The following is a 23,122-nucleotide window of genomic DNA, read 5'->3' on the forward strand; positions in this document are numbered from 1 at the left end:
CGAATGGTCATGCCATCAGCGATGTTAGAAAGTACCTGTTTGCGATAGTCTACTGAATAAGTCATCGTTTATTTCATTAAATATGATTGTTAATAGGATTGTATCGGTTTTATTTGGATTAGACTATGTAATAATACTAGCTATTTTCTCGAAAATACTGATATTTTGGTTTTTCGTAGCCATTATTTATAATCCGTTGCAACAACATTTTTGCCAGAGAAGTCACTTTGAAGAGTTGAAATGTCTTCAATGACTTTTTTTGCTGAATTGCTTAATTTTTCTTCGAGCTTATCAGAGCCGAATCCAACAACTTCTGAAGTGATTGCTACTAATAGATCTGGTATAGAGTCCAATTCTGTACCAGCGTGGCTTATCATGTTTCGAGTGCTATCAGATAATCCTGGTATTCTTTTAGCAGATCCAAGACCAAAGTTTAATGCTGTAACTACTGCGATAATGGCTACACTTTCTAAAAGTTCGTCACCTGCATTGGCACGGGCGATGTCAGTAGTGTTGTATTTGCTAGTTCAAATAATCTTACGCCATAATACTAATTTTTTCTTGAACGTTTCTTATTGAGTTTTCTAACGTCTTTTGAACTAGGTTTCAAACAAAAGTATAAAGTTATGAAAGAAAAAAACACTGAAACATATATTAATTTCTTAGCATATAAATTAACATGTAGAATATCTTCCCAAACAATATAGCTCTCTACATTGTACTTATAGCTTTTTTGATCCCATACATAATCTTCTAAATTAATTGAGAAGTTGAATATTGGAATAGGGTTTTCGATAGATCCCTGATTTCTATTCAACTCAATCGGATTGACTTTTATAAGAATATCTTTAGACATTTGACTACTATCAAATTGTGATCTATAACTATCATTTTTATCTTTATTATAATAGATCAAATCGTAATAGGTATCGTTGTCATAGATGGTAAACACATCTTTATACACTGAATTACCTAAGCCTATACGATTGCTCCCAATATATTTAATTGAATCAAGCTCAATATCTATAGAATTGCTAATATATTTATTTTCATTTACATAAAAAAAAGTTAAGAATGGAAGAATAATTAAGATAAAAATAATTAGCCCCAATACCATAAGGGAAGTAATTTCTATTAAATTTAATAATTTACTAAAATTTTTCAAAATCATTAACCCTTTGCAACAATAGTTTTACCTGAGAAGTCATTTTGAGAGCTTTCAATTGTTGTGATAACTTCCTTTGAAGACTCATTGAGCTCATTTTCAAAATAATCTGCACCGTATCCTCCTATCGTAGTTAAAACAGCCCAACCCAAATCTTTTTTTGTAAATTCTGTACCAAAGTCGGAAATCCTGTTTAGTGCTGTAGGGGACAGACCAGGTATAAAACGTCCAAAATAAAATACAAAGTTTAAAGCAGTAAAGATCACTCCTACTCCAGCTGACTGAAATGGTGAAAACTCTGGAAAACCAATGTCGCTGACAACATAACTTATGGGCTCTAAAAGAAAGACAGAGTAGTCCTTATCTGCAAATTTAGTGGCCATATATCCTGTAAAAATTCCAATTAATGCATTTGATAAAATCTGTATTCCTAATTCTCCTCGCGCTTGCCATTTCATATTATCAGATACTGCTTGAGCCTTCGGCTTTGACTCTGATGCTATTAACAACCCACCATTGGCGCACGCTAACACTGATTTATTGTATAGAATTGGCTTTTCACCTTTTATGAGTACTTTTTTATGCTCAGAGCGCCATGTTCCGCCACTTTGTGGACCGGCACAGTCATGTAGACAAACAGCTACAGCGGTACCGACTGCAGTAATAGCTACCGCTGCAAAAACAACCAACCCGACAGGTCCAGAGACAGCTATAGCTACACCTATTGCCAGACCGCCAACTAACGCTCCTAAACCTCCCCATTGCTTTGCTGGTAATTTACACATGAATTTTTTATCAGTATTCAAATCCACGACTGTCAGTAAGCGATTTCCTGATGAATAACGGACTGGATTGGGTTCGCGTTTCAAATGTCTGATCAGCTGTTGTGGCTTTCCCGCTAAATCAAAAGAGCAAGATACCCACGCACCTTCTTCTATATATCCATTCATAACTCAACCCTGTTTAGCTCGTACATGACTTGTGACTGTAAGTTGTTTTTTACGCGCTCGTCTATAGTGACCGAAGCGTAATCAATTAGACCGTCTGCTTTTGATACCGTAAAATTCATATCATAATCATAGAGATAGTCCGTAAATTTGAAGCCTACTTGTTCTTTATAAAGCTGCTCATAAAGTCGAATCATTTTATCTACATCGACGAATACAGGCTTACCGATTTTTTTATATTTAGTCTGCTCATCACTATCTTTAACTTTTTTAGTATCACAGCTAACCGTAAAGCCAACTTGCGGAAAAAAATGCGATATGGTTGCGAACTCTTCTATTTCAAACGCACTAAAACTGCGGGTTAAATATTGCCCTAATACTATTTGATTAAACAAATTGGTAGCACTGTTTTTCAGCAATATCTCTTTTGAGTGGTATTCCATATCACCTGAGTTGATTATCTTATCTATTTCTTGTTGCTGACTGTTCTCGAACAACTCATAAGTCGCGATATTCTGTTTAAACTGTTCCCAATTTTTCTGAACGGCTTCTTGATTCAATAAATCCTCTATCTCACCATCCGACTTGATGGAATATATCATCTCTTTTTTTATGGTGTCTGTTGTTCTAATAAAATTCGCTAACGGTTCTGAACCACTAGTATTAAACTCATAAACACTATCATCTAAGCGAACTTTAGCAATGTTGCGCTTCTCATCAAATGTAAAATAATAATCACATTGAATAGTAGAATGCGCACTAATAGAACCATTGATTTTGACAATGTTGATTTGCTTGGTTCGGTATCTCGCTTCTTTTTTAAACTCTGACTTACTCATTTATCTTGCTCCTAGCTTATACCGAGGTATCATTATTTGAATTGGACTGTAGATACTGAACTGACTGACTTGACTCATCCTTATTTATTAATTCAAGTCAATTAAAGAGCCATCAATATCGACACCACCCGTACCTACTATTTCAACTTTAGTACCAATGATTTTGATCTTGCCATCTTTAGTCATGGTAATAGAAGCAGAACCTGTAGCCAATGTAATAGAATCTCCTGCTATGATATTGATGACCTTTCCTGACACTATCGAAATACCCTTACCCACAGTAGTGCTTTGAAAGTCTTTAACATTAACCTCATGGGTAGCTCCTACATTGTGGGTATGATTAGCACTAACATTATTTTTCTGTGTCTTTGTATTAACAGTTCTGTCGTCAGTGACAGTCTCTACTTTGTTTTTACCGATCTTGATATCTTGATTACCAACAATAGTTATGTTTTCATTACCACCGATTTCCCTAGTCAAGAACGATGAGAGACGACACGTTAAGCGTGACCGTACCACGACGATTGATAAAGATGAAACAGTGACGGTACATGGTAAACGCACGGAAACGGTAGACTTGGATGAAACCATCACCGTCCATCAAAATCGTACTGAGACGGTGGATCAGAATGAGACGATTACTATTCACAAGAACCGTAAAGAGCGTGTCGACTTAGATGAAACCATTGATATCGGCGGCAATCGTACTGAGACTGTGCATAAAAGTGAAAAGACCCTGATCAAAGGCAATAGAGACAAAACCGTTAAAGGTAATGATACCCTCACTGTCAACAAAGACCGTAAAGAGACTGTTAATAAAAGCCGTTCACTTACCGTCGATAAAACCAACACCGAATTTGTCAAACTGGGTAAGTCCGTCACTGTAGGCTTAGGGTATGCCACCCAAGTGGGTACCATCATGAACACCGCTGTCGGCATCATGCAAACGGAACAAGTTGGACGGATTAAAAAAACCTTTGTGGGTAAAAGCTATAGTATCACCGCAGGGGATGAGTTTAAGATCACGGTTGGTAAGTCCTCACTGGTGATGAATGCCGATGGCAGTATCATCATCACAGGCTCAACTATCATTACTCAAGCAGAGAAAGAGAACAAAGTGATTGGCAAAGATGTGCTTATTAATCCGCCAGGGGCGAGTAATAATAGTGGGGAGGAGGAATCTGCTCAAATAGGTGCTGATGGGTTGCCTATTCAGGGTAGCGATTCTGATGAATATGAGTCTAATGTAACTGTGACGGATCAAGATGGTAATATTGTTCCACATGATCAAAGAGTTGATTTGTTTGCAGGTCCTGGTGGGGGTGAGCCATGGTATAACAAAGTAGATATAGCTATGGGTTTAAATGCATTAAATCCATTTTCTAAAGATTCTGAATATAAATTTGGTATGACTGATGAAGAGTGGAAAGAGCTTAAAAATAAAAATGTTGTAGAGTATGAATTAGCGAAGCAATATGCAAAAGATAATATTAATATGGATATGCTTCCAGACCAATTGAAAGATTCAATAACAGATCCAGTAGCTGATAGTCGAGCATTAAAAAATCATACCCAGCACTATCTTAAGTTTGCTGATTACCTTAGTAAGAACTTAAATAAACCTATGGCTAGCGCTACGGTTGGCCATTATTCAACTTCTGGCTTTGGTGCGCCGACCACTGCAGCAGCAGGGGCTATTGCAGGTAAAGGTATGCTTGATACTATTGATATCTCAGATGCGACAACTCAGCTAATACTAAACGGTAATAAACCTCTGTTCATCAATGAAGATCGTTTTAAACAAACATATGGTCGAGGCTTTGACAAAGATATGGTTAAAATTCATGAAGAGAATAAGAAAAGTGCAAGGAGAAATAAGCGTTGAGAAAAATAACTATTAAATTAGCTGTTTTAATCGTGTCATCATTATTATTAATGGCATGTTATGAGAAAAAACCTGATGCCAATTATGGGTTTTTTCGAGCTACAGCTGTTTATCTTGATGGAGATGTTCAAGGTATCGACTTTGATGATTTAGAAACAAGTAAATATAACGACTTTATTTATAAGAACCTTCTCGTAAAATTTACTATTTTACAAAACTATCCCAGTGATGTGCCAATGTTTCAACTAAATAATTTAAAGACAGATGCTATCAACGCGTTGTGTTTAGCCTCAATCTTCGTAGAACAATATCATCCGATGGATACTGAAATGGCTGAAGCACATAGTGATAGTCAGCAAGAATTAATACGACTTAGACCTATTTTTCTTAAAGAGTTAAGGGTTGATAGAGCCGTAAGTGTGAAATATGACTGCCTAGAAGTCGTTAAGACGGTAGATTAAAATTATGATTTAACCTTGATTTGAACGAGTAATAATCTATGAGCATCCAAAAATTAAGAGAATCAGTAAACTATTTAGTCCTAGCCATTAGCTTGACAGCTGGGTTAACCACAGTTTCTTCTTGTTCAGCCGAGCCTGTAGATACCGTATCTTCAATAGAAAAAATCGATACTTCACAATCATACCAGCTTGGTCTGAATTATTATGAAGGGAGGTCAGTTAAGCAGGACTACAATAAAGCCTTTGAACTATTTCAGGAAGCTGCCAATCAAGGCGATTCGCAAGCTCAGTTTCAACTAGGTAACATGTATGAGAATGGTCAAGGTGTTTATAAAGATAAAAATAAAGCTGCGCAGTGGTATAAAAAAGCAGCAGAACAAGGGTTGGCTGACGCGCAAAACAATCTTGCGATGTTGTATTACTATAATCAAGTACCAAAATTTGATTCTGATCAATCAATTACTTGGTTCGAAAAGGCAGCGGCTCAAGGTCAGCCAGAATCGCAGTATCATCTTGGGTTGGTTTATGAGTATGGTTATAGCAGGCCGATTAATTATAACCAAGCTGTAATCTGGTATCAAAAGGCTTCTGAACAAAGTTTTACACCAGCACAATATAATTTAGGTACGCTCTACTTAGGAAAAAAGGGTGTAAATCAAGACTATGATAAGGCTAGAAAGCTGTATCAGAAAGCAGCTGATTTAGGGTTTTCTCCTGCTCAACACAATCTTGGTGTCATGTATGAAAAAGGTGAAGGTGTTAAACAAGATTATAAAAAAGCTGCTCAATGGTATCAAAAAGCGGCAGAGCAAGGTTACTCCCTTTCTCAGAATGATTTAGGCTCACTTTATTATTCAGGTAGAGGAGTTGAAGAAGATTACGATAAAGCTTTTGAGCTCTACAGTAAAGCCGCTGCTCAAGAAGAAGCTATCGCACAATTTAATCTTGGCGAGATGTATTACTATGGTGATAGCGTACCGCAAGATTATAACAAAGCCTATGAGTGGTATCAAAAAGCTGCCGATCAAAGCTATCAAGAGGCTCAGGATCGTATTGACCAATTGAGGAATGAGGGCAAAATTAATCGGTAATCACTTCTAATGCTTTTTTTATTTAAGTTCCTATTGTCATTGGCCGTCTCTACAATAGTGCCAACCCGCCACCGTGGGGCTACCCACAAGCGGCTAAGCAATCGGGCATCAAGTCCAAAAGCTTTAACTCGCCACTTGAGAACTACAATGAGCTCATGTTCAATGATGATGCGGATTTTGAGCTGGTGAACTTGCAAGCTCAGCGGGATCTGAATTCCTTAGTCAAGAACGATGAGAGACGACACGTTAAGCGTAACCGCACCACGACGATTGATAAAGATGAAACAGTGACGGTACATGGTAAACGCACTGAAACGGTGGATCAGAATGAAACCATCACCATCCACCAAAATAGAAAAGAGCGGGTGGATGAGAATGAAACCATTGATATCGGTGGCAACCGCACTGAGACCGTGCATAAGAGCGAACAGATCCTCATCAAAGGCAATAGAGACAAAGCCGTCAAAGGTAATGACACGCTCACTGTCAACAAAGACCGTAAAGAGACTGTTAATAAAAGCCGTTCACTTACCGTCGATAAAACCAACACCGAATTTGTCAAACTGGGCAAGTCTGTCACCGTAGGCTTAGGGTATGCCACCCAAGTGGGCACCATCATGAACACCGCTGTCGGCATCATGCAAACGGAACAAGTGGGCCGCATCAAAAAAACCTTTGTGGGTAAAAGCTATAGTATCACCGCAGGGGATGAGTTTAAGATCACGGTTGGTAAATCCTCGCTGGTGATGAACGCAGATGGCAGTATCATCATTACAGGCTCAACCATCATCACTCAAGCGGAGAAAGAGAATAAGGTGATTGGTAAGGATGTGCTTATTAATCCGCCGGGGGCGAGTGTTGGAGATACAAGGGAAGAGCCTGAACCTGATTATCTAAATGATGAGCCTGCTGAAATTGGACCGGATGGTTTACCTATTTTGGGTAGTGATAGTGGTTTAGGGGGTGGATTATCAGGTTTTGGAAATTATAATCCAAATCCATACGATAAGCCTCCAAAAGGTTATAAGTATGTTTGGGATGAAGGTATTCGGGACATGGTTCTGAAGCCTATTCCAGATGAAAAATCAAACTTTGCAGTAGATTCAATTGCTGTAGCATTTCCTGCTATTGCAAGACTTGCAGCTAAAGATCCAAAGGTCATTGCACAAGCTAATCTACAAGGTGATATGCGCAATGTTACTTATGCAGGCGCTGCTATTGCTGGTTCTCCATATGTTGGAGCTGCAGTATATGGAGCTGCAGCTGTACTACCAGCTGGCGTAGCCAGTAGTGCATCGACAGGAGGAGCTCTTGGATTAGGCTCATATGGTTTGATAACAGACGTCGACGACTGGAAACTAGTTGATGCTAGTATCAATACCATCGGTGGAGCTATAACAGGAGGATCTTCTGCTTTAGCAAGAACGGCTGTACAAACTGCAGTGGTTGGAGGTGTAGGCACTGGATTAACTCAGTATGCGGTTGAAGGTAAGGCTGATATTGTTCCAATGGCTACTAATGCTGCAACAGGAGGGCTACTAAAACCTTTTGGTTTAGGTATGACTGGTGATGTCGCACAAGCGGCAGCTACTGCTGTCGCTCCTGAATTATTTGAGCTAGAAGAAATTAAACCATTCGATCCTTCTTCAGATCCTTCAGATCCTTCAGATCCTTCAGATCCTTCAGATCCTTCAGATCCTTCAGATCCTTCAGATCCTTCAGATCCTTGGGAGGGTCTTGGATATGAGCCTTTCCTAAGTCCTAATAGTAAGAATAGAAAAAAATAATCTTTAAGCTTATTGTTGCTTTAAACCTACGTATGTAGTGCAACTGCTAGTATTACATGAAAAATATAGGTGCGCTCTAAGTTATTATACTTAAGTAGAAAAGAAAAATGGAATTCTTATGCCTAGAGAAAGTGGTTTTATTAGCTATAGCTATCTAATAAATGAAAAGTGTGTAAAGTCGTATTATCAAGAAATTTATATTAATATATTTTTCTTAGTATGCTTAATAGGACTTACTCATGCTGTTTTTAACTCTAATCAGAAGGTTGTCGCTTTCCTTAATATAGAGTTTTCTCTATATTATATTTTCCCACTTGTTTTTTGTATTTATGAATTCTCAGTATCTTTTTATAAAATATACTTTGTGAAAGGTAAAAGGTTGATTAAAGGGTTGAGAGTAGATAGTGATATAGAAATAAAATTACTTAATGGCAAGGTTTTAATTTTAGATAAATTTTCATTAATTTTGGATAATAATATAGATTTTAAAAATACAGGGTCTTTTGGTGAAAAAGTTTATAAGAAATATGATTTTAACTACATTGGCATACGTAACGATGAAAAAACCTACCTTTTACCATATAAAAAAGACTCCAAGGACTTTACTATTAAACTATTAGGAAGTATGAGATAGTAAATAACTAATTGATTAGACCTCTTACAAAAGTACCATTTTATTGACTTCTAATAACGAAGCTTTAATGGCTAGCGCCGACTTATGCAGGAGGTTTATTATAGAAATAAAAATACAGTTATGCCATGTACATTTAAAATGTAGAAGAGAAATGTTTTATGGATATTTTAATACAAAGTAAGTTAATTGTTTCGTCAGGTTTAGCTTTAGTACTATCAAGCGCACTAGCTATTTCTGGTTGTTCAGTCGAGCCTGCCAATGAAGCTAGCCAATATTTATCTCAACCAATAAATAAAAGCGCTAACAAAGATTTTGAATCAATTTATGCTACCGCCAATCAAGGAGATCCTCAAGCTCAGTTTCAACTGGGTACTATGTATGAGCATGGCCAAGGCGTTGATGAGGATAAATCTAAAGCCGCAAAGTGGTATCGAAAGTCAGCCGAACAGGGGTTAGCAGATGGACAAAATGCGCTTGGAAAACTGTATTACTTCAATATGGAGCTTGAACCTGTATTTAATGAATCGATTACTTGGTTTGAAAAAGCCGCCGCTCAAGGTCAGCCAGAAGCTCAATATCATATTGGCTTTTTTTATGAGAAAGGGTATGACAGGCCAATAGATAAAGAGCAGGCCTTAAAGTGGTATAAAAAATCTGCCGAGAATGGTTTTATAACAGCTCAACTTGAGCTTGGAATAGACTATTCTGATGATGATTGGGTAGAGCAAGATTACAATGAAGCCTATAAATGGACTCGCAAGGCAGCAGAGCAAGAAGATATGCAAGCTCAATATAATCTAGGTGTCATGTATGCCAACGGCTTAGGCGTCAAAAAACAGCATGCATTAGTCGCCATGTGGTACAACAAATCAGCAGATCAGGGCTATGCTGCTGCTCAAAATAATCTAGCTGCCTTATATTATACAGGTGATGGGGTTGTACAAAGTTATGACGATGCTTTTAGATGGTATAGCAAATCTGCTGCTCAAGGAGACCTAGAGGCTCAAACCAATCTTGGCGGTTTGTACTATTTTGGTCATGGCGCGACAAAAGACACAGACAAAGCGCTTGAATTATATCGAGATGCTGCTGCTAAAGGTAACCAACGAGCTAAAGATATTATTGAAGTATTGATTCAAGAAGGTATCATAAATCGGTAATAGCGCTTTATTTAATTCAGCTTTCACTTAAAAGTGCATTATTATCGGCCTTCTCTGTAACAGCGCCAACTCACCGCTCTAGGATAACCCTACAACTTTCATCGATGATGAGTATTGCTTATATATGTTGCAGTGCTAACTTTCTATATTATAGATATAAGTTCATAATTGCGTTATGATCAACCTAACAATTGTAGGTAGTAATCTACCTCATATCATCCAAATATTCTAAATACATCATTCGATTAATCAGAATTCTAAAGCAGGGCGTTTATGAAGTTTACCAACACAACCAACCATCCTGCGCTGGCATTTGAAGGGTTAGATCAGTTGGGTCAGAGCTTTCATGTGATCGTTATGCGGCAAACCTATACTTGGAACGAGCAGGGGTTATTGGTTATCGCCGATGAACAAGATCCGCTGCGTTTGGAAGATCAGCTCACTGATACTACTGATCTTATGAGCGGTATAGTAGAAGAGTCTGATTTGGCGCATTATAAGCCAAAGTGTGATGTCATTATAAAGGGACATGCTTATGTACCCAAACATAAACAAAACCAAGATAGCTTTACTGCCAGTATCAAACTGCAAACGCCTGACTATAAAGTTTTAGCTGAGCCTGTTGCTGCTACCAAATATGCCTTTGTGGCTCAAAGCTCTAAAAAGCCTGCTAAAGATCGATATCAAACTGGTCAAATTCTTATCGACAAGACACTCACTATATTAAGCCCCAGATATCTTCTCAATGATAGCATCACGGGCAACTCACATTACAAGCTGCACATAGAGCCGATGCCAAGCAAAGTCAGCCTGAATCCTAGTAGCAGCTTTGGTGGCTACAGTTTGATAGAAGATCGCCATAATGCCCTCAATTACATCGATAAAAATGAGCTGATACCAGAAGATACGCGCCATGCTATCAAACTGAACCCGCACCATGGTGTGATCGCTTATCTGCAAGAGAATAGCTTCAACCCCGCAGGTACAGGTTACTGTTCCCCTCTCTATTATAAATATGTGCAACCACAACACATTCAACTCTCACAAATCCACCATTCAGATTTACTCATCAGTGAAAGCATAGTCAATCAAGTAGGTAAGAATAAGCTGGATTATGAACGCCATAACAGACTTGTTGCTGGTTTTGGTGTGCGTGCAAAGAGTCATCCAGAACGTGTAAAGCTGGTAGGGCAGATCGATGAGAATTTCATCGAGAGTGGTGATGCTTATCCTAAAGGTTTTGACTTTGCCATGTGGAATAGTGCTTATGCTGATCAGCAGACGTCATTGCTAACGGGTAATGAGTGGCTTACGTTAACCAATCTTTGTAAGTCTGATACGGTAGCCGCCACTATTACTCGTAGTGGTGATACAGAATTAAAGCTGTACTTACCAGAATTACTCGCTTATCTAGCTTTAGAGTCCAAGAACGCACAAACAATGGTGACAGAGTTACCGCTACGTTTGGATACCGTCATCATTTCACCTGATAAGCAAAAAGTAAATCTAGTATGGCGGGCAATTATTATCGATAACTATGAGCCTAGAAAAGCAGTGCTAGACGTAATAGAAAAAGCTACTCAAGATGAGCTTAGTGAACAGTATTATACTCAAACGACCGAAATAGCTCGACCTTATGAAAAGGGATAAATTATGAATACTGATAATGAACAACAACGTTTAGACTATTTCCGCAAGGTGCAAGAACAAACTCCTGATGACTTTCGTAAACGGTATACGCAGACTATTATTAATGGCGTGGTAGTTGAAGAAATGACGCCTTACGAAGCTTATCTAGCAGGTGGTCAGTTTGCTTATGAAGTGAGCGCAGATACAGAGGTGTGGTCAGCAGGCAGCGACCCGATGCGGATAATGTGGATGCAAACGCATAGACCAGATAACAGTAAGATTATAATGATGTTTAGTAATACATCTCAATATAAAAGCGAAGAATCAATTCCTTTTAGAGTTATTTTTAAACTAGGTTTAGTAATCAAAATTGAAAAGTAGAGCAATGAATAATGAAGCTATTTTCTAGACTGTCTGTCTTATTAACCACATTGTTACTATCAGGTTGTCAAACACCTAAACCTGTTGATGTGCCACCAGTAACCATAGCCTTTGATCATAATAATATCAATCAAGAATACAAGATGAATGTAACGATTGAGGATCCAAGAACTTATAGTGTTGTCATGAATTACTATTTAGAAAATCCCGATGAAAATAAATCGTTTTCTAATGGTAGTTTTTCTGATGACAAGACACAAATAAATGTAGAAGACTATGGTATAGAAAATTTTGAAAATGGGACTCATGGAGTTTCTGCATTATATCAGGTAAAAATATATGATCTGCATAAAGAAAAATATATCATGGATGAAATAATTACCAATCCTAGGACATCACCAACGTATATGGGTAGCTATGCTAGTTTGGTTTCTTTGCCATTAAGTAAAGGTCGATATATTATTTGTGTAACTTATTTACAAGGTGCTCCTGAATTAAGCAACGCATATACTACTCTTGAATTTTCACGTGCTCACCATGGCAAATAGAAAGGATGTTTTATGAGTGAACCAGCAGTCACTGTACATATAGCCTCAATGGGGACAAAGCTCGCTGAAGGTGGTGAATCGGCAGTGGGTCATATGTGGTATGAGTTACATGACAGCAAGGGTAATTCAAGCAGTTATGGATTTGCTCCTATAGAACATGGACAAGCCTTTGGTCCTGGTCGTGTGTATAAAAACGATACAAGTAATTATCTTGATAGAGCGCATATGAGAACATTTGAGATATCTCAAGCTCAGTTTAACAAAATGCAAGTTTTTGGTGAGGATCCAAATGGAAGTAGAGGAAGAAGGAGTAGAAACGATGCTGCTGGTGTCAGAGGTGAATATTTCGATGAAAAATATAACGGCATAGATAATAGTTGTATTGATTTTACATGGGAGGGGTTGGCACAAGCGGGTCTAAAACCTAAAGTTTTTGGTATGACATTACCAGGGGCTAACTACGATGGCACAGTGTGGCCTATTAACAATGTATTACCTGTAAACATGATTGATGGTAAGGAAATTCCCTATCCTGGCAAAATAGACTATATGAAGAAAAAAGGCACAACTTGGAAAGATGGTCGAAAAGATGCTAGCAGCCAACTCGGCGGCTCTCAACAAGCCAATCTTATGGCAATAAGTGTAGCGCCTTCTTTTAATTATACCTCTCATAAAAAAGATGCTGTCGCTGCATACACTTTGTTTCAAATGCTAGATAATGCGGTTGATACGGTGTCGACCGTCAGCTTTAATGGACAACCTGCTTACGTACTAGCGCAAACCACACAGCCTACCTGCAAAGGTGACGAAAGCGGTATTGGCGGTGGCGTTAAGTCGGGTACTGTCGGCAAAGAGGTCAAACCTACTTCAGGGTCGTCAGGTGTATTTGTAGCTGGTAAAGCTTTAATACGAGAAGCCGATACTTGTACGATGAATAATGCTAACACTACAGGGAAATACATACTAGTATGAGTGATAATAATAAATCAACAGCATTAGCGAGCGCCAATCTACCTGTCATCGTCAAGCCTGAATCAGGCGCTACCGCTGTTGGTGTTTCAAGCTTTATAGCTAATAATAAAGGCACTCTACTTGACTCTGGCATGAGCGTAGCAAGCGCCATACCTAACGATAAATTTTCACAAGCGCTTGGTGCTGTAAATGCAATATCTAGAGCCGCTTCAGCTGCTCAACAAGGTTCTGCATTAGGTGTTGGGATGGCATTAGCAGGCGCTGTACCGGGTAGTAACTTCTCAGAGTCGATGGGTAAGATTGGGGCAGTAACTAATGCCTTATCTGCTGCTAAATCAGGGTCAATGTTAGGTACAGGTATGGCGTTGGCGGGTGTTGCGCCTGATAGTCCTTTTGCAAAAGTAATGGGACAAGTGGCACAAGCAAAAGATATGTTGAATCAGGGTATGGCGATACTTAAGCCGAACATTAACCCTTCAGATATAATGATGAGTTTCAATGATAGACAGCCCTTAAAGAGTCAGCCAGCGACTACACAGTCTGGTCAAGTTAGCTTAAGTGGTAAAGGCGGTGCTGTCATCAAAGGTGAGGGATTAAGAGTTAAGGTTTGTCCATTCGCCAACCCTGAAGCTAATATGGGGCAACCAGTACAAGCGCTATATGGAAGTAAGATTTTAGATGGTGATGATGACACTGACTATGTTGGTCAAGGCTATCTCCTCTTTACCATGAGCCGTATCTATAGTAGTCAAAACCCTGATACGGGTTGGTTTGGGCAAGGGTGGACTACCAAAGGTTACGAGCAGCGTATAGAGCTGGATCCACAGCATAACCGCATCTATTTTGTTGATAATACTGGTCGTAAGGTGCCTTTTACTTACCTTAATCCTGGACAGAGCTGCTATCAGCCTTACGAAAACGTTACACTTTATCGATTACCACTGACTAAAGCTAAAGAACATACTAAAGCGGATAGTCAAGCTATTGCAGTCGACGCTACTAATGGCACCCGTATTGGTCAGGCAGAACCTTTAGAATTTATTTTGTACTCAGGTGACTATCAACCAAATAATGTGAGGCCTGATCATTTTCACGGTACTTCTCAGTATTACAGTTATGTGGCTAGCCGTAATAATCGAGGTACCAAAGCGATAGTATTGCTTAGTAGCTACACTGATAAGTACGGTCATAAAATTCAGCTACACTATACTCGTAGCATTAATCAGAACAGTGCTTACTTACCACAGTATCTAACCGATGCTGCTGGTGGCTGCTATGAGTTTGAATTTGCAAATTTTAATGAAAATTATAGACTGGCTAAGCTATACGAGATCGGAGACTCTCTAAAAAGAGTAGTGTTAGTCGAATATAGCTATAGCGCAGAAGGTGACTTGGTCAAAGTTAGTAGACGTGGAGAGATTACCCGAAAGTTTGCCTATCAAAATCATTTAATGGTAGGGCAGACTCAAAGCAATGGTCAACAAGTCGCCTATAGGTATGATCGCTATGATAGTCCAAAAGCTGCCCGTGTTATTGAGCAAACTGTAAGTAATGGCAGGCATTATTTGTTTGAATATACTAGAGATAGTAACGGCTTAGGTATGACGACAGTCACTGAACAGTCGTGTAGTGAGTTTGAGCGTCAACGGCATTATACTTATGATAAATGGTATAACATGCTTAGCCAAACTGATTCAAATGGTAATAGTACTCGCTTTCGCTATGATGAGCTTAATCGTGTTAGTAAAGTCATAAGCCCTAATAATGCTCATACCAATTTTCGCTATAAAGGTAAGGTATTAGGAAGTATAGAGCTACAAGTAGGCACTGACCCTATCACTCAGCTACCACAGTATCGTGAAACTTATCAAGAATATGACAAAGCAGGTCTACTGCTTGCAACTATGGATACTATTGGTAACAAACAACAGTTTAAATATGATGAACGAGGCGAACTAAGCAACTCTATTGACCCTTTAGGTCAAATCACGGACTACACTTATGACAAGCATGGCAACTTAAGTCAGTTAGATTTTCCAAATGGCAGTCAAGTTAAGTTTGACTATGATGATTATGGTAATCTAGCGAGTAAAACTGATTGCAGTGGCTATCAGACGCACTATGAGTATGATAATAAGCAGCGGCTACGCCAAATTACCAACGCAGATGGTAGTCAGGTTCGCTATCATTATGATAATAAAGCGCCAAGACTTGAGAGTTTAGTGAGTCAAATACATTATCCTGATGGTAGTCGTATTCAACTGCAATACGATAATATAGGTCGGTTAAGTACTTATTCTGATACTTTGGGCAATAAAAGCACTTATCGATACGAAGATGATGGCTTACCTAGCAAGCGCACTGATGCTCAAGGTAATAGTTTAACCTATACCTACGATGCTCTACGTCGGCTCACTACTCTCACTAATGAAAACGGTGAAGAGTGGCTTTTCAGTTATGATAAAGAGCACAATCTTATCGCAGAGACCCGTTTTGATGGTCATCAAAGTCATTATCGTTACGATGCTATAGATCAGCTTATTACCCAAATAGACAATCCGCAACTTCCTAGAGATCGTCAACGCCATACTCATTTACAGCGTAGCCTAATAGGACAACTCATTGCCAAGCATAGTAGTCACTATCCCGAGCAAATTGATAATCAAAAGGCTAATAAATTGACTCGGCCTCAATACTATCGCGCGCACTATCAGTACGACCTAATAGGACAGCTAATATGTGCAACCACTCGCGACAGCCGAATCGAATTCTCTTATAATGCTAACAGCCGAGTTATACAAGAAACTCTTACCAGTCATCTGACTCATGATGGTAAGTATCATGTGCGTGAGCAAAACCTACAGTATAAATATGACGAAATAAATAATCGCACTGCCATGATTTTACCTGATGGTAAAGTCATTAACCAGCTGTATTATGGAACCGAACATCTATATAACCAAAGCTTGTATGATCCTAGCAGCGATGAGCATATTGAACTGCGTCATAGCGAGCATAATAAATTACACCAAGAGATTAGCCGACAGCAAGGCGTGCTTAATAGCGTTTATGATTACGATCCTATGGGACGACTGGTTAAGCAACACAGTAGCAGCGATAATCATATTAGTGTGGAGCGGCACTATAACTATGATAGTCAAGGGCAGCTGACTCACTTAACAGGACAAACGATAATAGATAATTTGCTAAATAGTGCTCAAAGCCTGTCACCATATTATAAACGTGGTCATCAATATCAGTATGATACTATTGGCCGCCTAACCGAGCACAAGCTTACCGACTATCAAAACCAAAGTGGAATTACTGAAGTCTTTGCCTTTGACCCTGCTAGTAATCGTATACCTGTAAAAGCTGCTGTTGTAAATACAGAGGAAGCGCTACAACGCAATATCCCTCAAAGTGTACAAAGTAGACCACGTGAGCTTATCCAAAACAACCAAAGAATTCGTTATACTTATGATAGCCATGACCGAGTACTATATAAGACTATAGAGCCCTATAACTCAAAGTCAAAAAATCAACAAGATAGACAAGCTTTGCAACTACAGTACAATGCCAATAGCGAATTAGAGAAAAGCTTACGTACCCAGTATCAAGGTAATAGAGTCATCAAAACTGAAACCAGCTATCATTATGACGCCTTTGGACGGCGCACTCATAAACATAGTGAAACTCGCCATCTTACTCAAAGGCAAGAACAACTAAAGCAAACCAATAAGACTCAACATCAGCACGTACATATGCTATGGGATAGTAATCTACCTATACAAGAGTATACAAATACGCATGTCTACACTACTATTTATGATCAAGGTAGCTTTGAGCCAGTGGCTAGACTAGCTTGGCTACGAAATGAAATACCGCAAGTCGCTAACGATGAGCTAGAAGTTGTACAAGATAATCCACATCTAAAAAATTATGCTAAACCAATATCTAAAATACAAGTTTACTATTATCACAATGATCAATTAGGTACGCCTAACGAGCTAACTAACCAGCAAGGCGAGGTGGTTTGGTTGGCGGACTATGAGGCGTGGGGTAATACGGCTAAAATTATTTATAATGAGATAAAGATAAGTCAAATAGCGGTATCGCAAGACCATCTGCAACCTATTCGATTCCAAGGGCAGTACTTTGATGGAGAAACGGGACTACACTATAACCGTTTCCGCTACTATGATCCTGATATGGGCATGTTCACTACTCGCGATCCAATAGAACTGAATGGTGGCATGAATGTGTTTGCCTATGCACCAAACCCGACAGGGTGGTTAGATCCATTGGGGTTAAGCGGCTGGGATCAGGTTACAGGATCGCAGTTTGGAGTGGCGTCAGCAGATATACATCGTCCTATTAGACCTAAAATTACGTCAAAATGTTCAACTGTTAATGGCAAACCTTACCTTAGTATGTCAACGCTTGATTTTTCAGCAGCTGTTATTGTAGGGTTGTCAGTAGGCGGTGGTTATGGGTTTAGCTGTGACGAAAACGGGAAAAAACTAAAATGTGTTAGTGGTACTGGATGCCTATCAGCGGGTTCAGGTGGCGGGGCTGTCACTGCTGGACAAGCTTATACTAATGACAAAGCTAAAAAGGGTGGAACAGGTTCATATGCAGGTTGTGTTGGTGCAACCGCTGTAGCCGTTGTAGGCGGGGGGGCGCAGGGATGTAAAAATAGTGATGGCTCTACTACTTATGCAGTGAATATATCGGCAGGCGCCAAACTTGGTAGCCAAGCTTCAGGCTGTGGTACCTATATTAGATGTTGGTAAATAAGGAAGAAAATAAATGAGATTTGTTTTTATAATGGTAGCTGTCGTTTTGACAGCTTGTACTGGTTTTAGTCAAGGAAATAAATATCCTTCAATGGAAGAAGAGTGCAAGCTATCAGGAAGCCAAGACAGTACACAATGTCAGATAGTCGCAATGGAGGATTTAACGCAAGCTGAAAAAGAATACAATATAGGAGCTTTGTACCTTTTCCCTAGCGCCGGTCAAACAGAAGATTGTGATAAAGCTAAGTATTGGTTTGAGAGCGCTGCTAAACAAGATAATGAAAAAGCTATAAATGGTTTAGGACTACTGTACTATACAGGCTGCGGAGTAGATGTAGACTACAAAAAAGCAGCAGAGTATTATCAGTTGGCTGATGCCAAAGGGAGTTTAGAAGCAAAAGTTAATTTAGGTGAGCTTTATCGTGGAGGCGGTCCAGGAGTGCCTCAAGATTATGATAAGGCGCTTGATTGGTATGAGCAGGGTATAGAAGATGAGCCTGCCCGTGCTTACAATGGTCTATCCTTAATGAATTTTATGCAAGGAAATAGTGATCAGGGCGTAGAGTATTTAGAAAAATCAGCAGAGCTTGGCAACGGAGTAGCACAGTATAACTTAGCGGTTATGTATGATGAAGGGAATTTTGGTATACATAAAAATGACAAAGAAAAAGCGAAGTACTGGTATGAAAAGTCAGCGGCTAATGGTTATGCTGACGCACAGTACAATCTAGATATTTTACTAGAAGAGATGAAACAGCGAGCTGATTAAAGTTAGCATCTAAATATAGTATGGTGGAAAAGCTAGGCATTTTGCCTGGCTTTTTATTATTATAGGCATATTGTAAAAATAGCTATTATTCGTGATCCTAAGCAAAGACAGGAGGTAAATCATTGAAATATATTATTATAATGGTAGCTGTCGTTTTGACAGCCTGTTGTAGTGGTCAACTAATTTTAGACACCTGATAAGAGGTTTTGATTAAAGTAGCGTCTCTCTTTTTCTAGCGGTGTTAAATAATCATTGAAACTGTGCGGTCTCACGGTTTGATAGTAGTCCCAGATATAATCACTAATAGCGCTTTTAGCCTCAAAGATATCCTCGTAGCCGCCCTTCGGCATCCATTCAGTTTTAAAGCTTCTAAAGAAGCGCTCAGTTGGCGCATTATCCCATGAGCGAGGATAAGCAAAGTACTGCTTTGCCCGAGTGCAAGACGGAGGGCTGTGCCCGTAGTGGATTACCACGACGGCTCATGCTTTGTATCATACCGTCACAATAAGATACCGATTCAGCAAACATCTTGCTGGTGTAATGTGTTCCCTGATCCGAATGAAATAGCACACTACTGGGTTTGAGTCTCGTGTGATACGCCATCTGTAGCGCTTTACTGGTAAGTACACTATCAGGTGAGTCTGAAACGCTAAAGCCTACAACACGACGGGCATATAAGTCTAGCACTACCGCTAGGTAACACCAGCCGCCTTTGATGCGAACGTAGGTTACGTCCCCTGTCCAGACTCGATTAGGTGCTAGTGGACTAAAGTTGCGATCTAAAAGGTTGTCATGCGTCTTTTGCTGACAGCTTTTAAGACCCATACCTCTCATAAGCTTACCTGCCAGATAGCGGGTCAGCTTGATACTATATTCATTCCAAAGGGTAGCAACGATGCTACGAGCGCCAGCTGATTGCTTTGAGTCATTGAATATCTGGCGTATCAACGCTTTGAGTTTGACACGCTCAATATCAATAGGTTTAGTCTGTGTGCCATAGTAGTAACTGCTTCTAACAACGCCGAATAGCTCACACAGCTTACGCGTGCTCAATCGTTTGTCTTGCTCTGCAAGCTTGCTTATCAGTAGTAGCTTTTTAGACTGTCCGATGCCAACAGAGCTGAAGCCTTTTTTAAGATGTCGCGCTCCATCCTTAGACGTTTATTATCCTTACGTAGTTGTTGCAGCTCTCGCTGCTCATCAGTCAACGCCAGTCCTTGGGTTGGGGCAACGCCTTGCTGCTCTAATCGATACTTGCGAACCCAGTTGTCTAAGGTCGATACACCAACCCCCAAAGACTCTGCCACTTCTGCAACCTTGCGCTTGTGATCAACGACTAAGCTGATGGCCTCTAGCTTGAATTCTCGACTGTATTCTCTACGCTTGTTGGTCATACTAGTTGTCCTCTTTGAGTTAGTATAACCCCTTATAGACTGTCCAATTTTATTATGCCACTACACTTATCAGGTGTCTAAAATTAGTTGACCACTACAGATGGTGTAAAGACTAGATACACAAGTAGTAATGGTAATCATACAATTACTAGAGATAATGAGCACAATTATTTCAAGATATATGATAAAACACGTAAAAAAAATGTTTTACCAGATGGCAAACCACCTTCTAGTGGAAGCCTCAAAGGCAAAGAGGCTAAAGACTCTATGCAACAACAAATACATATAAGGAACACAGACTAATGAGTAACGTTGCCGAGTATTGTTTTTTTTGCTTACCTGCTGAAGTCGATATAGACGACTATAATGAAATGTTGCAATGGGGATATCAGAATCCAGAAGCACCTACAGTGTTATCTCTTACTCAAGAACAGTTAGACTTCTATCATGAATTAGGTTTGTGGAACATGATGTCAGACTACACAGACTATATGATAGGACCTTCTGATAGTAATGTCATATTTGATATAGAGATTAAACAAATACGTGACGCTGTAACAGAAGAATTTACCCTGAAAGACGAAAGTATAAATAAAATGATCGATATTTTAGATTATGCGATCACGCATGAAAAAGCTGTCGTTATGAATTTTGGATAGCACTTGTTGAACATAAATATTAAGAAGATGATTTATATCTTAAAGTATACAATTGGCAATAATAGATATCTATTTATACATATCTAATCGCTATACATAAACCAAGTTAACCGAATAAAATGATTATCAATGAAATATTAGAAGATTACGTTGGACAATGAACCGCCCCGAATATATCGGAGAGTGTTTATTTAAGTTAGGCCGCTTGGCTTAACAGATTAAGATTATCATAATACCGCTTTTCAAACTCAAAGGGTGACACATAACCAATTGTACTGTGCAATCGTGTTTTATTAAACCAGTCCACCCACTCAAGGTTTGCCAGTTCAACATCATTTACACCGTTCCAGTTCTCTTTTAAATAATGGATTACTTCAGTCTTATAAAGGCCATTGACCGTTTCAGCTAGTGCATTGTCGTATGAATCACCTGTGGTGCCGACCGAAGCAATCATACCGCAGTCAGCCATCTTATCAGTGTAGCGAATGGATAAATACTGAACCCCTCTATCGCTATGATGAATGACGTCTTTAGGGTTGTTCCTGTCTGCAATGGCTTGATTAAGCGCTGCCATCACCATATCCGTATTCATATGCTTTGATACCTTCCAGCTAACGATAGCGCGAGCAAACACATCAATAATAAAAGCGGTATAGACCCAGCCGCTTGCTGTTTTGATATAGGTAAAGTCCGCCACCCATAGCTGGTTAGGGCGATGGGCATTAAAGTTGCGGTTGACCAAGTCGTCAGCACGCTTTTGATCGTCACGGCTGTTGGTGGTAATCTTACCCTTACCGCGCCAGACGCCTTGTAGGCCATGCTGCTTCATTAGACGCTCAACCGTACATCGAGCAACCTGTAGCCCGTCCGTTTTCATCTGTTGCCATACTTTACGCACACAATAACGACACTTACTGTCCTGCCAGATACGTTTGATTTCGCTGATATAATAGTCGTCATGTAGGCAACGCAGTGAGCGCTTGTCAGGGCAATCCTCCAAGTCTTTAACACGGTGATAGGTTGATGGGGCAATCGGCAGTACTCTACAAATTGGCTCGACCCCATAATAGTTTTTATGGTCATCAATAAACTGAACCATTATCTGGGTGGACGGCCCGTCTCCGCCTGGGCGAAAAAAGCCGCTGCCTTACGTATAATTTCATTGGCTTGCTTGAGCTCTTTGTTCTCGCGTTCAAGCTCCTTAATGCGTTGCTCTTGGCTTTGAGCTTGCACTGAAGCAGAGATGGTTTGATCGATGTGCTTTTTATGCCAAGAGCGTAGAGTTTCAGGTGTGCAGCCAATCTTAGGAGCAATGGCTTGAATCGCTGACCAGGTGGAGGGGTAGTCGTTTGCTGCTTCAATCAGCATGCGAACGGCGCGTTCTTTAATCTCAGGGGTGTAGTGTCGTGTTTTCATTGTCGTATTCTCTCAGAATATTTGGTCTCCGACAATCCCGGGGCGGTTCAGAAGCTACTAAAGTGATTCGACCTTATGAAGATAAATAAAATAATAGTTCTAATATCGTTTAGTTAGATGGAAAATTCTGTAAGGTTAAAGATGGTCATATATATTTGTTGACGCCAATACTTTTCTTGATGGCCTTTTTATTTTATCGGTCTTTAGGCAAAGTGTGTTAAGTCATTAGACCTCTTGCAAAAGTACCGTTTTATTGACTTCCAATAACGAAGTTTCAATGGCTAGCGCCGACTTATGCAAGAGGTCTAATTTGAATATAGTCAGTCTTTTATAAATAAGATACAATGCTTTTAAAATAAGCGAAGTAGCAGAAGAATCCATGACCTATTCAGCAGACTTTCGAGCGCAAGTGATTAAGAGCGTCAAAAACCAAGATATGACTATCCGTCAAGCTTGTATTTTCTATAGTCACCTGACTTCAAAAATGTTATAGAATGAGTCAACTAAACGATTATTACTATAAATGACCATGACTTACTCCCTAGATTATCGCAAACAAGTCCTGAAAAGCTTAGATGAGGGTATGACC

Annotated in this window: 19 protein-coding genes, 1 pseudogene and 1 other annotated feature; of the genes and pseudogenes, 14 read left to right on the forward strand and 6 right to left on the reverse strand. The window is 39.5% G+C overall.

The features are described 5' to 3' along the window. Positions 1-240 precede the first annotated feature (240 nt). Positions 241-579 carry a hypothetical protein gene (locus JMY09_RS13265; protein WP_201624289.1) on the forward strand — a complete coding sequence of 113 codons (339 nt, stop codon included), beginning with the start codon at positions 241-243 and terminating at the stop codon, positions 577-579. Here JMY09_RS13265 and JMY09_RS13270 read toward each other — a convergent pair. The 4 genes from JMY09_RS13270 to JMY09_RS13285 all read right to left on the reverse strand — a co-directional run bounded on the left by JMY09_RS13270 (position 551) and on the right by JMY09_RS13285 (position 3,515). Then, positions 551-1,165 carry a hypothetical protein gene (locus JMY09_RS13270; protein ID WP_201624291.1) on the reverse strand — a complete coding sequence of 205 codons (615 nt, stop codon included), beginning with the start codon at positions 1,163-1,165 and terminating at the stop codon, positions 551-553. The genes JMY09_RS13265 and JMY09_RS13270 overlap by 29 nt on opposite strands. Before the next feature lie 5 nt (positions 1,166-1,170). After that, a complete protein-coding gene (locus tag JMY09_RS13275; RefSeq protein WP_201624293.1) occupies positions 1,171-2,115 on the reverse strand; it encodes a hypothetical protein in 945 nt (314 codons plus the stop codon). Further along, complete coding sequence (locus JMY09_RS13280; protein ID WP_201624295.1) at positions 2,112-2,951, reverse strand: hypothetical protein; 840 nt, start codon at positions 2,949-2,951, stop codon at positions 2,112-2,114. The genes JMY09_RS13275 and JMY09_RS13280 overlap by 4 nt, the downstream gene beginning before the upstream one ends. Positions 2,952-3,038: 87 nt before the next feature. Then, on the reverse strand, positions 3,039-3,515 hold the full coding sequence (locus JMY09_RS13285) for a hypothetical protein (protein ID WP_201624297.1): 477 nt from the start codon (positions 3,513-3,515) through the stop codon (positions 3,039-3,041). Between JMY09_RS13285 and JMY09_RS13290 the strand changes: the two genes are divergently transcribed. The 12 genes from JMY09_RS13290 (at position 3,400) to JMY09_RS13345 (ending at position 19,064) form a co-directional block, all read left to right on the forward strand. Then, positions 3,400-4,836 carry a bacteriophage T4 gp5 trimerisation domain-containing protein gene (locus tag JMY09_RS13290; protein WP_379606738.1) on the forward strand — a complete coding sequence of 479 codons (1,437 nt, stop codon included), beginning with the start codon at positions 3,400-3,402 and terminating at the stop codon, positions 4,834-4,836. The two genes, JMY09_RS13285 and JMY09_RS13290, sit on opposite strands and share 116 nt — an antisense overlap. Further along, positions 4,833-5,297 (forward strand): hypothetical protein, encoded by a 465-nt coding sequence (locus JMY09_RS13295; RefSeq protein WP_201624301.1) that lies wholly within the window; start codon positions 4,833-4,835, stop codon positions 5,295-5,297. Before JMY09_RS13290 ends, JMY09_RS13295 begins: the two co-directional genes overlap by 4 nt. A gap of 38 nt (positions 5,298-5,335) precedes the next feature. After that, on the forward strand, positions 5,336-6,388 hold the full coding sequence (locus JMY09_RS13300; RefSeq protein ID WP_201624303.1) for an SEL1-like repeat protein: 1,053 nt from the start codon (positions 5,336-5,338) through the stop codon (positions 6,386-6,388). 107 nt (positions 6,389-6,495) lie between these two features. Further along, positions 6,496-8,175 (forward strand): bacteriophage T4 gp5 trimerisation domain-containing protein, encoded by a 1,680-nt coding sequence (locus JMY09_RS13305; RefSeq protein ID WP_452596425.1) that lies wholly within the window; start codon positions 6,496-6,498, stop codon positions 8,173-8,175. Between the two features lie 118 nt (positions 8,176-8,293). Then, on the forward strand, positions 8,294-8,809 hold the full coding sequence (locus JMY09_RS13310) for a hypothetical protein (RefSeq protein WP_201624306.1): 516 nt from the start codon (positions 8,294-8,296) through the stop codon (positions 8,807-8,809). Between the two features lie 158 nt (positions 8,810-8,967). Further along, positions 8,968-9,969 carry a tetratricopeptide repeat protein gene (locus JMY09_RS13315; protein WP_201624308.1) on the forward strand — a complete coding sequence of 334 codons (1,002 nt, stop codon included), beginning with the start codon at positions 8,968-8,970 and terminating at the stop codon, positions 9,967-9,969. 273 nt (positions 9,970-10,242) lie between these two features. Further along, a complete protein-coding gene (locus JMY09_RS13320; RefSeq protein WP_201624310.1) occupies positions 10,243-11,619 on the forward strand; it encodes a DUF2169 domain-containing protein in 1,377 nt (458 codons plus the stop codon). 3 nt (positions 11,620-11,622) lie between these two features. Then, positions 11,623-11,979 carry a hypothetical protein gene (locus JMY09_RS13325; RefSeq protein ID WP_201624312.1) on the forward strand — a complete coding sequence of 119 codons (357 nt, stop codon included), beginning with the start codon at positions 11,623-11,625 and terminating at the stop codon, positions 11,977-11,979. 11 nt (positions 11,980-11,990) lie between these two features. Then, a complete protein-coding gene (locus JMY09_RS13330) occupies positions 11,991-12,527 on the forward strand; it encodes a DUF5625 family protein (protein WP_201624313.1) in 537 nt (178 codons plus the stop codon). Positions 12,528-12,539: 12 nt separating this feature from the next. Next, positions 12,540-13,499 (forward strand): PAAR-like domain-containing protein, encoded by a 960-nt coding sequence (locus JMY09_RS13335; protein WP_201624315.1) that lies wholly within the window; start codon positions 12,540-12,542, stop codon positions 13,497-13,499. After that, positions 13,496-18,292, forward strand: coding sequence for an RHS repeat-associated core domain-containing protein (locus JMY09_RS13340; RefSeq protein WP_201624317.1), 4,797 nt, complete (start codon positions 13,496-13,498; stop codon positions 18,290-18,292). Before JMY09_RS13335 ends, JMY09_RS13340 begins: the two co-directional genes overlap by 4 nt. A 16-nt stretch (positions 18,293-18,308) precedes the next feature. Beyond that, positions 18,309-19,064, forward strand: coding sequence for a tetratricopeptide repeat protein (locus JMY09_RS13345; protein WP_201624319.1), 756 nt, complete (start codon positions 18,309-18,311; stop codon positions 19,062-19,064). Positions 19,065-19,249: 185 nt separating this feature from the next. Here the strand turns inward: JMY09_RS13345 and JMY09_RS14865 are convergent. Continuing rightward, positions 19,250-20,458, reverse strand: a pseudogene (locus tag JMY09_RS14865) (IS3 family transposase). 302 nt (positions 20,459-20,760) lie between these two features. Between JMY09_RS14865 and JMY09_RS13365 the strand changes: the two are divergent. Continuing rightward, positions 20,761-21,117 carry a DMP12 family DNA mimic protein gene (locus JMY09_RS13365; protein ID WP_201624325.1) on the forward strand — a complete coding sequence of 119 codons (357 nt, stop codon included), beginning with the start codon at positions 20,761-20,763 and terminating at the stop codon, positions 21,115-21,117. A 196-nt stretch (positions 21,118-21,313) separates the two neighbouring features. On the opposite strand, the gene JMY09_RS13370 is transcribed toward JMY09_RS13365, so the two are convergent. Further along, a protein-coding gene (locus JMY09_RS13370) for an IS3 family transposase (RefSeq protein WP_201624326.1) occupies positions 21,314-22,533 on the reverse strand; the annotation gives its coding sequence in 2 pieces (ribosomal slippage) (positions 21,314-22,257 and positions 22,257-22,533; 1,221 coding nt in all). Continuing rightward, positions 22,142-22,258 (reverse strand) — a sequence feature (AL1L pseudoknot). Its footprint overlaps the gene before it by 117 nt. Positions 22,534-23,122: the final 589 nt, after the last annotated feature.

The sequence above is a fragment of the Psychrobacter urativorans genome (genome assembly GCF_904846695.1).
Taxonomy (GTDB): domain Bacteria; phylum Pseudomonadota; class Gammaproteobacteria; order Pseudomonadales; family Moraxellaceae; genus Psychrobacter; species Psychrobacter urativorans.

Excerpts from the sequence above, each read along its gene's own strand:
- JMY09_RS13275 (WP_201624293.1), bottom strand. The coding sequence starts at position 2,115 with ATGAATGGATATATAGAAGAAGGTGCGTGGGTATCTTGCTCTTTTGAT.
- JMY09_RS13365 (WP_201624325.1), top strand. The coding sequence starts at position 20,761 with ATGAGTAACGTTGCCGAGTATTGTTTTTTTTGCTTACCTGCTGAAGTC.
- JMY09_RS13300 (WP_201624303.1), top strand. The coding sequence starts at position 5,336 with ATGAGCATCCAAAAATTAAGAGAATCAGTAAACTATTTAGTCCTAGCC.
- JMY09_RS13265 (WP_201624289.1), top strand. The coding sequence starts at position 241 with ATGTCTTCAATGACTTTTTTTGCTGAATTGCTTAATTTTTCTTCGAGC.
- JMY09_RS13280 (WP_201624295.1), bottom strand. The coding sequence starts at position 2,951 with ATGAGTAAGTCAGAGTTTAAAAAAGAAGCGAGATACCGAACCAAGCAA.
- JMY09_RS13325 (WP_201624312.1), top strand. The coding sequence starts at position 11,623 with ATGAATACTGATAATGAACAACAACGTTTAGACTATTTCCGCAAGGTG.
- JMY09_RS13290 (WP_379606738.1), top strand. The coding sequence starts at position 3,400 with ATGTTTTCATTACCACCGATTTCCCTAGTCAAGAACGATGAGAGACGA.
- JMY09_RS13340 (WP_201624317.1), top strand. The coding sequence starts at position 13,496 with ATGAGTGATAATAATAAATCAACAGCATTAGCGAGCGCCAATCTACCT.
- JMY09_RS13330 (WP_201624313.1), top strand. The coding sequence starts at position 11,991 with ATGAAGCTATTTTCTAGACTGTCTGTCTTATTAACCACATTGTTACTA.
- JMY09_RS13335 (WP_201624315.1), top strand. The coding sequence starts at position 12,540 with ATGAGTGAACCAGCAGTCACTGTACATATAGCCTCAATGGGGACAAAG.
- JMY09_RS13320 (WP_201624310.1), top strand. The coding sequence starts at position 10,243 with ATGAAGTTTACCAACACAACCAACCATCCTGCGCTGGCATTTGAAGGG.
- JMY09_RS13310 (WP_201624306.1), top strand. The coding sequence starts at position 8,294 with ATGCCTAGAGAAAGTGGTTTTATTAGCTATAGCTATCTAATAAATGAA.
- JMY09_RS13315 (WP_201624308.1), top strand. The coding sequence starts at position 8,968 with ATGGATATTTTAATACAAAGTAAGTTAATTGTTTCGTCAGGTTTAGCT.
- JMY09_RS13345 (WP_201624319.1), top strand. The coding sequence starts at position 18,309 with ATGAGATTTGTTTTTATAATGGTAGCTGTCGTTTTGACAGCTTGTACT.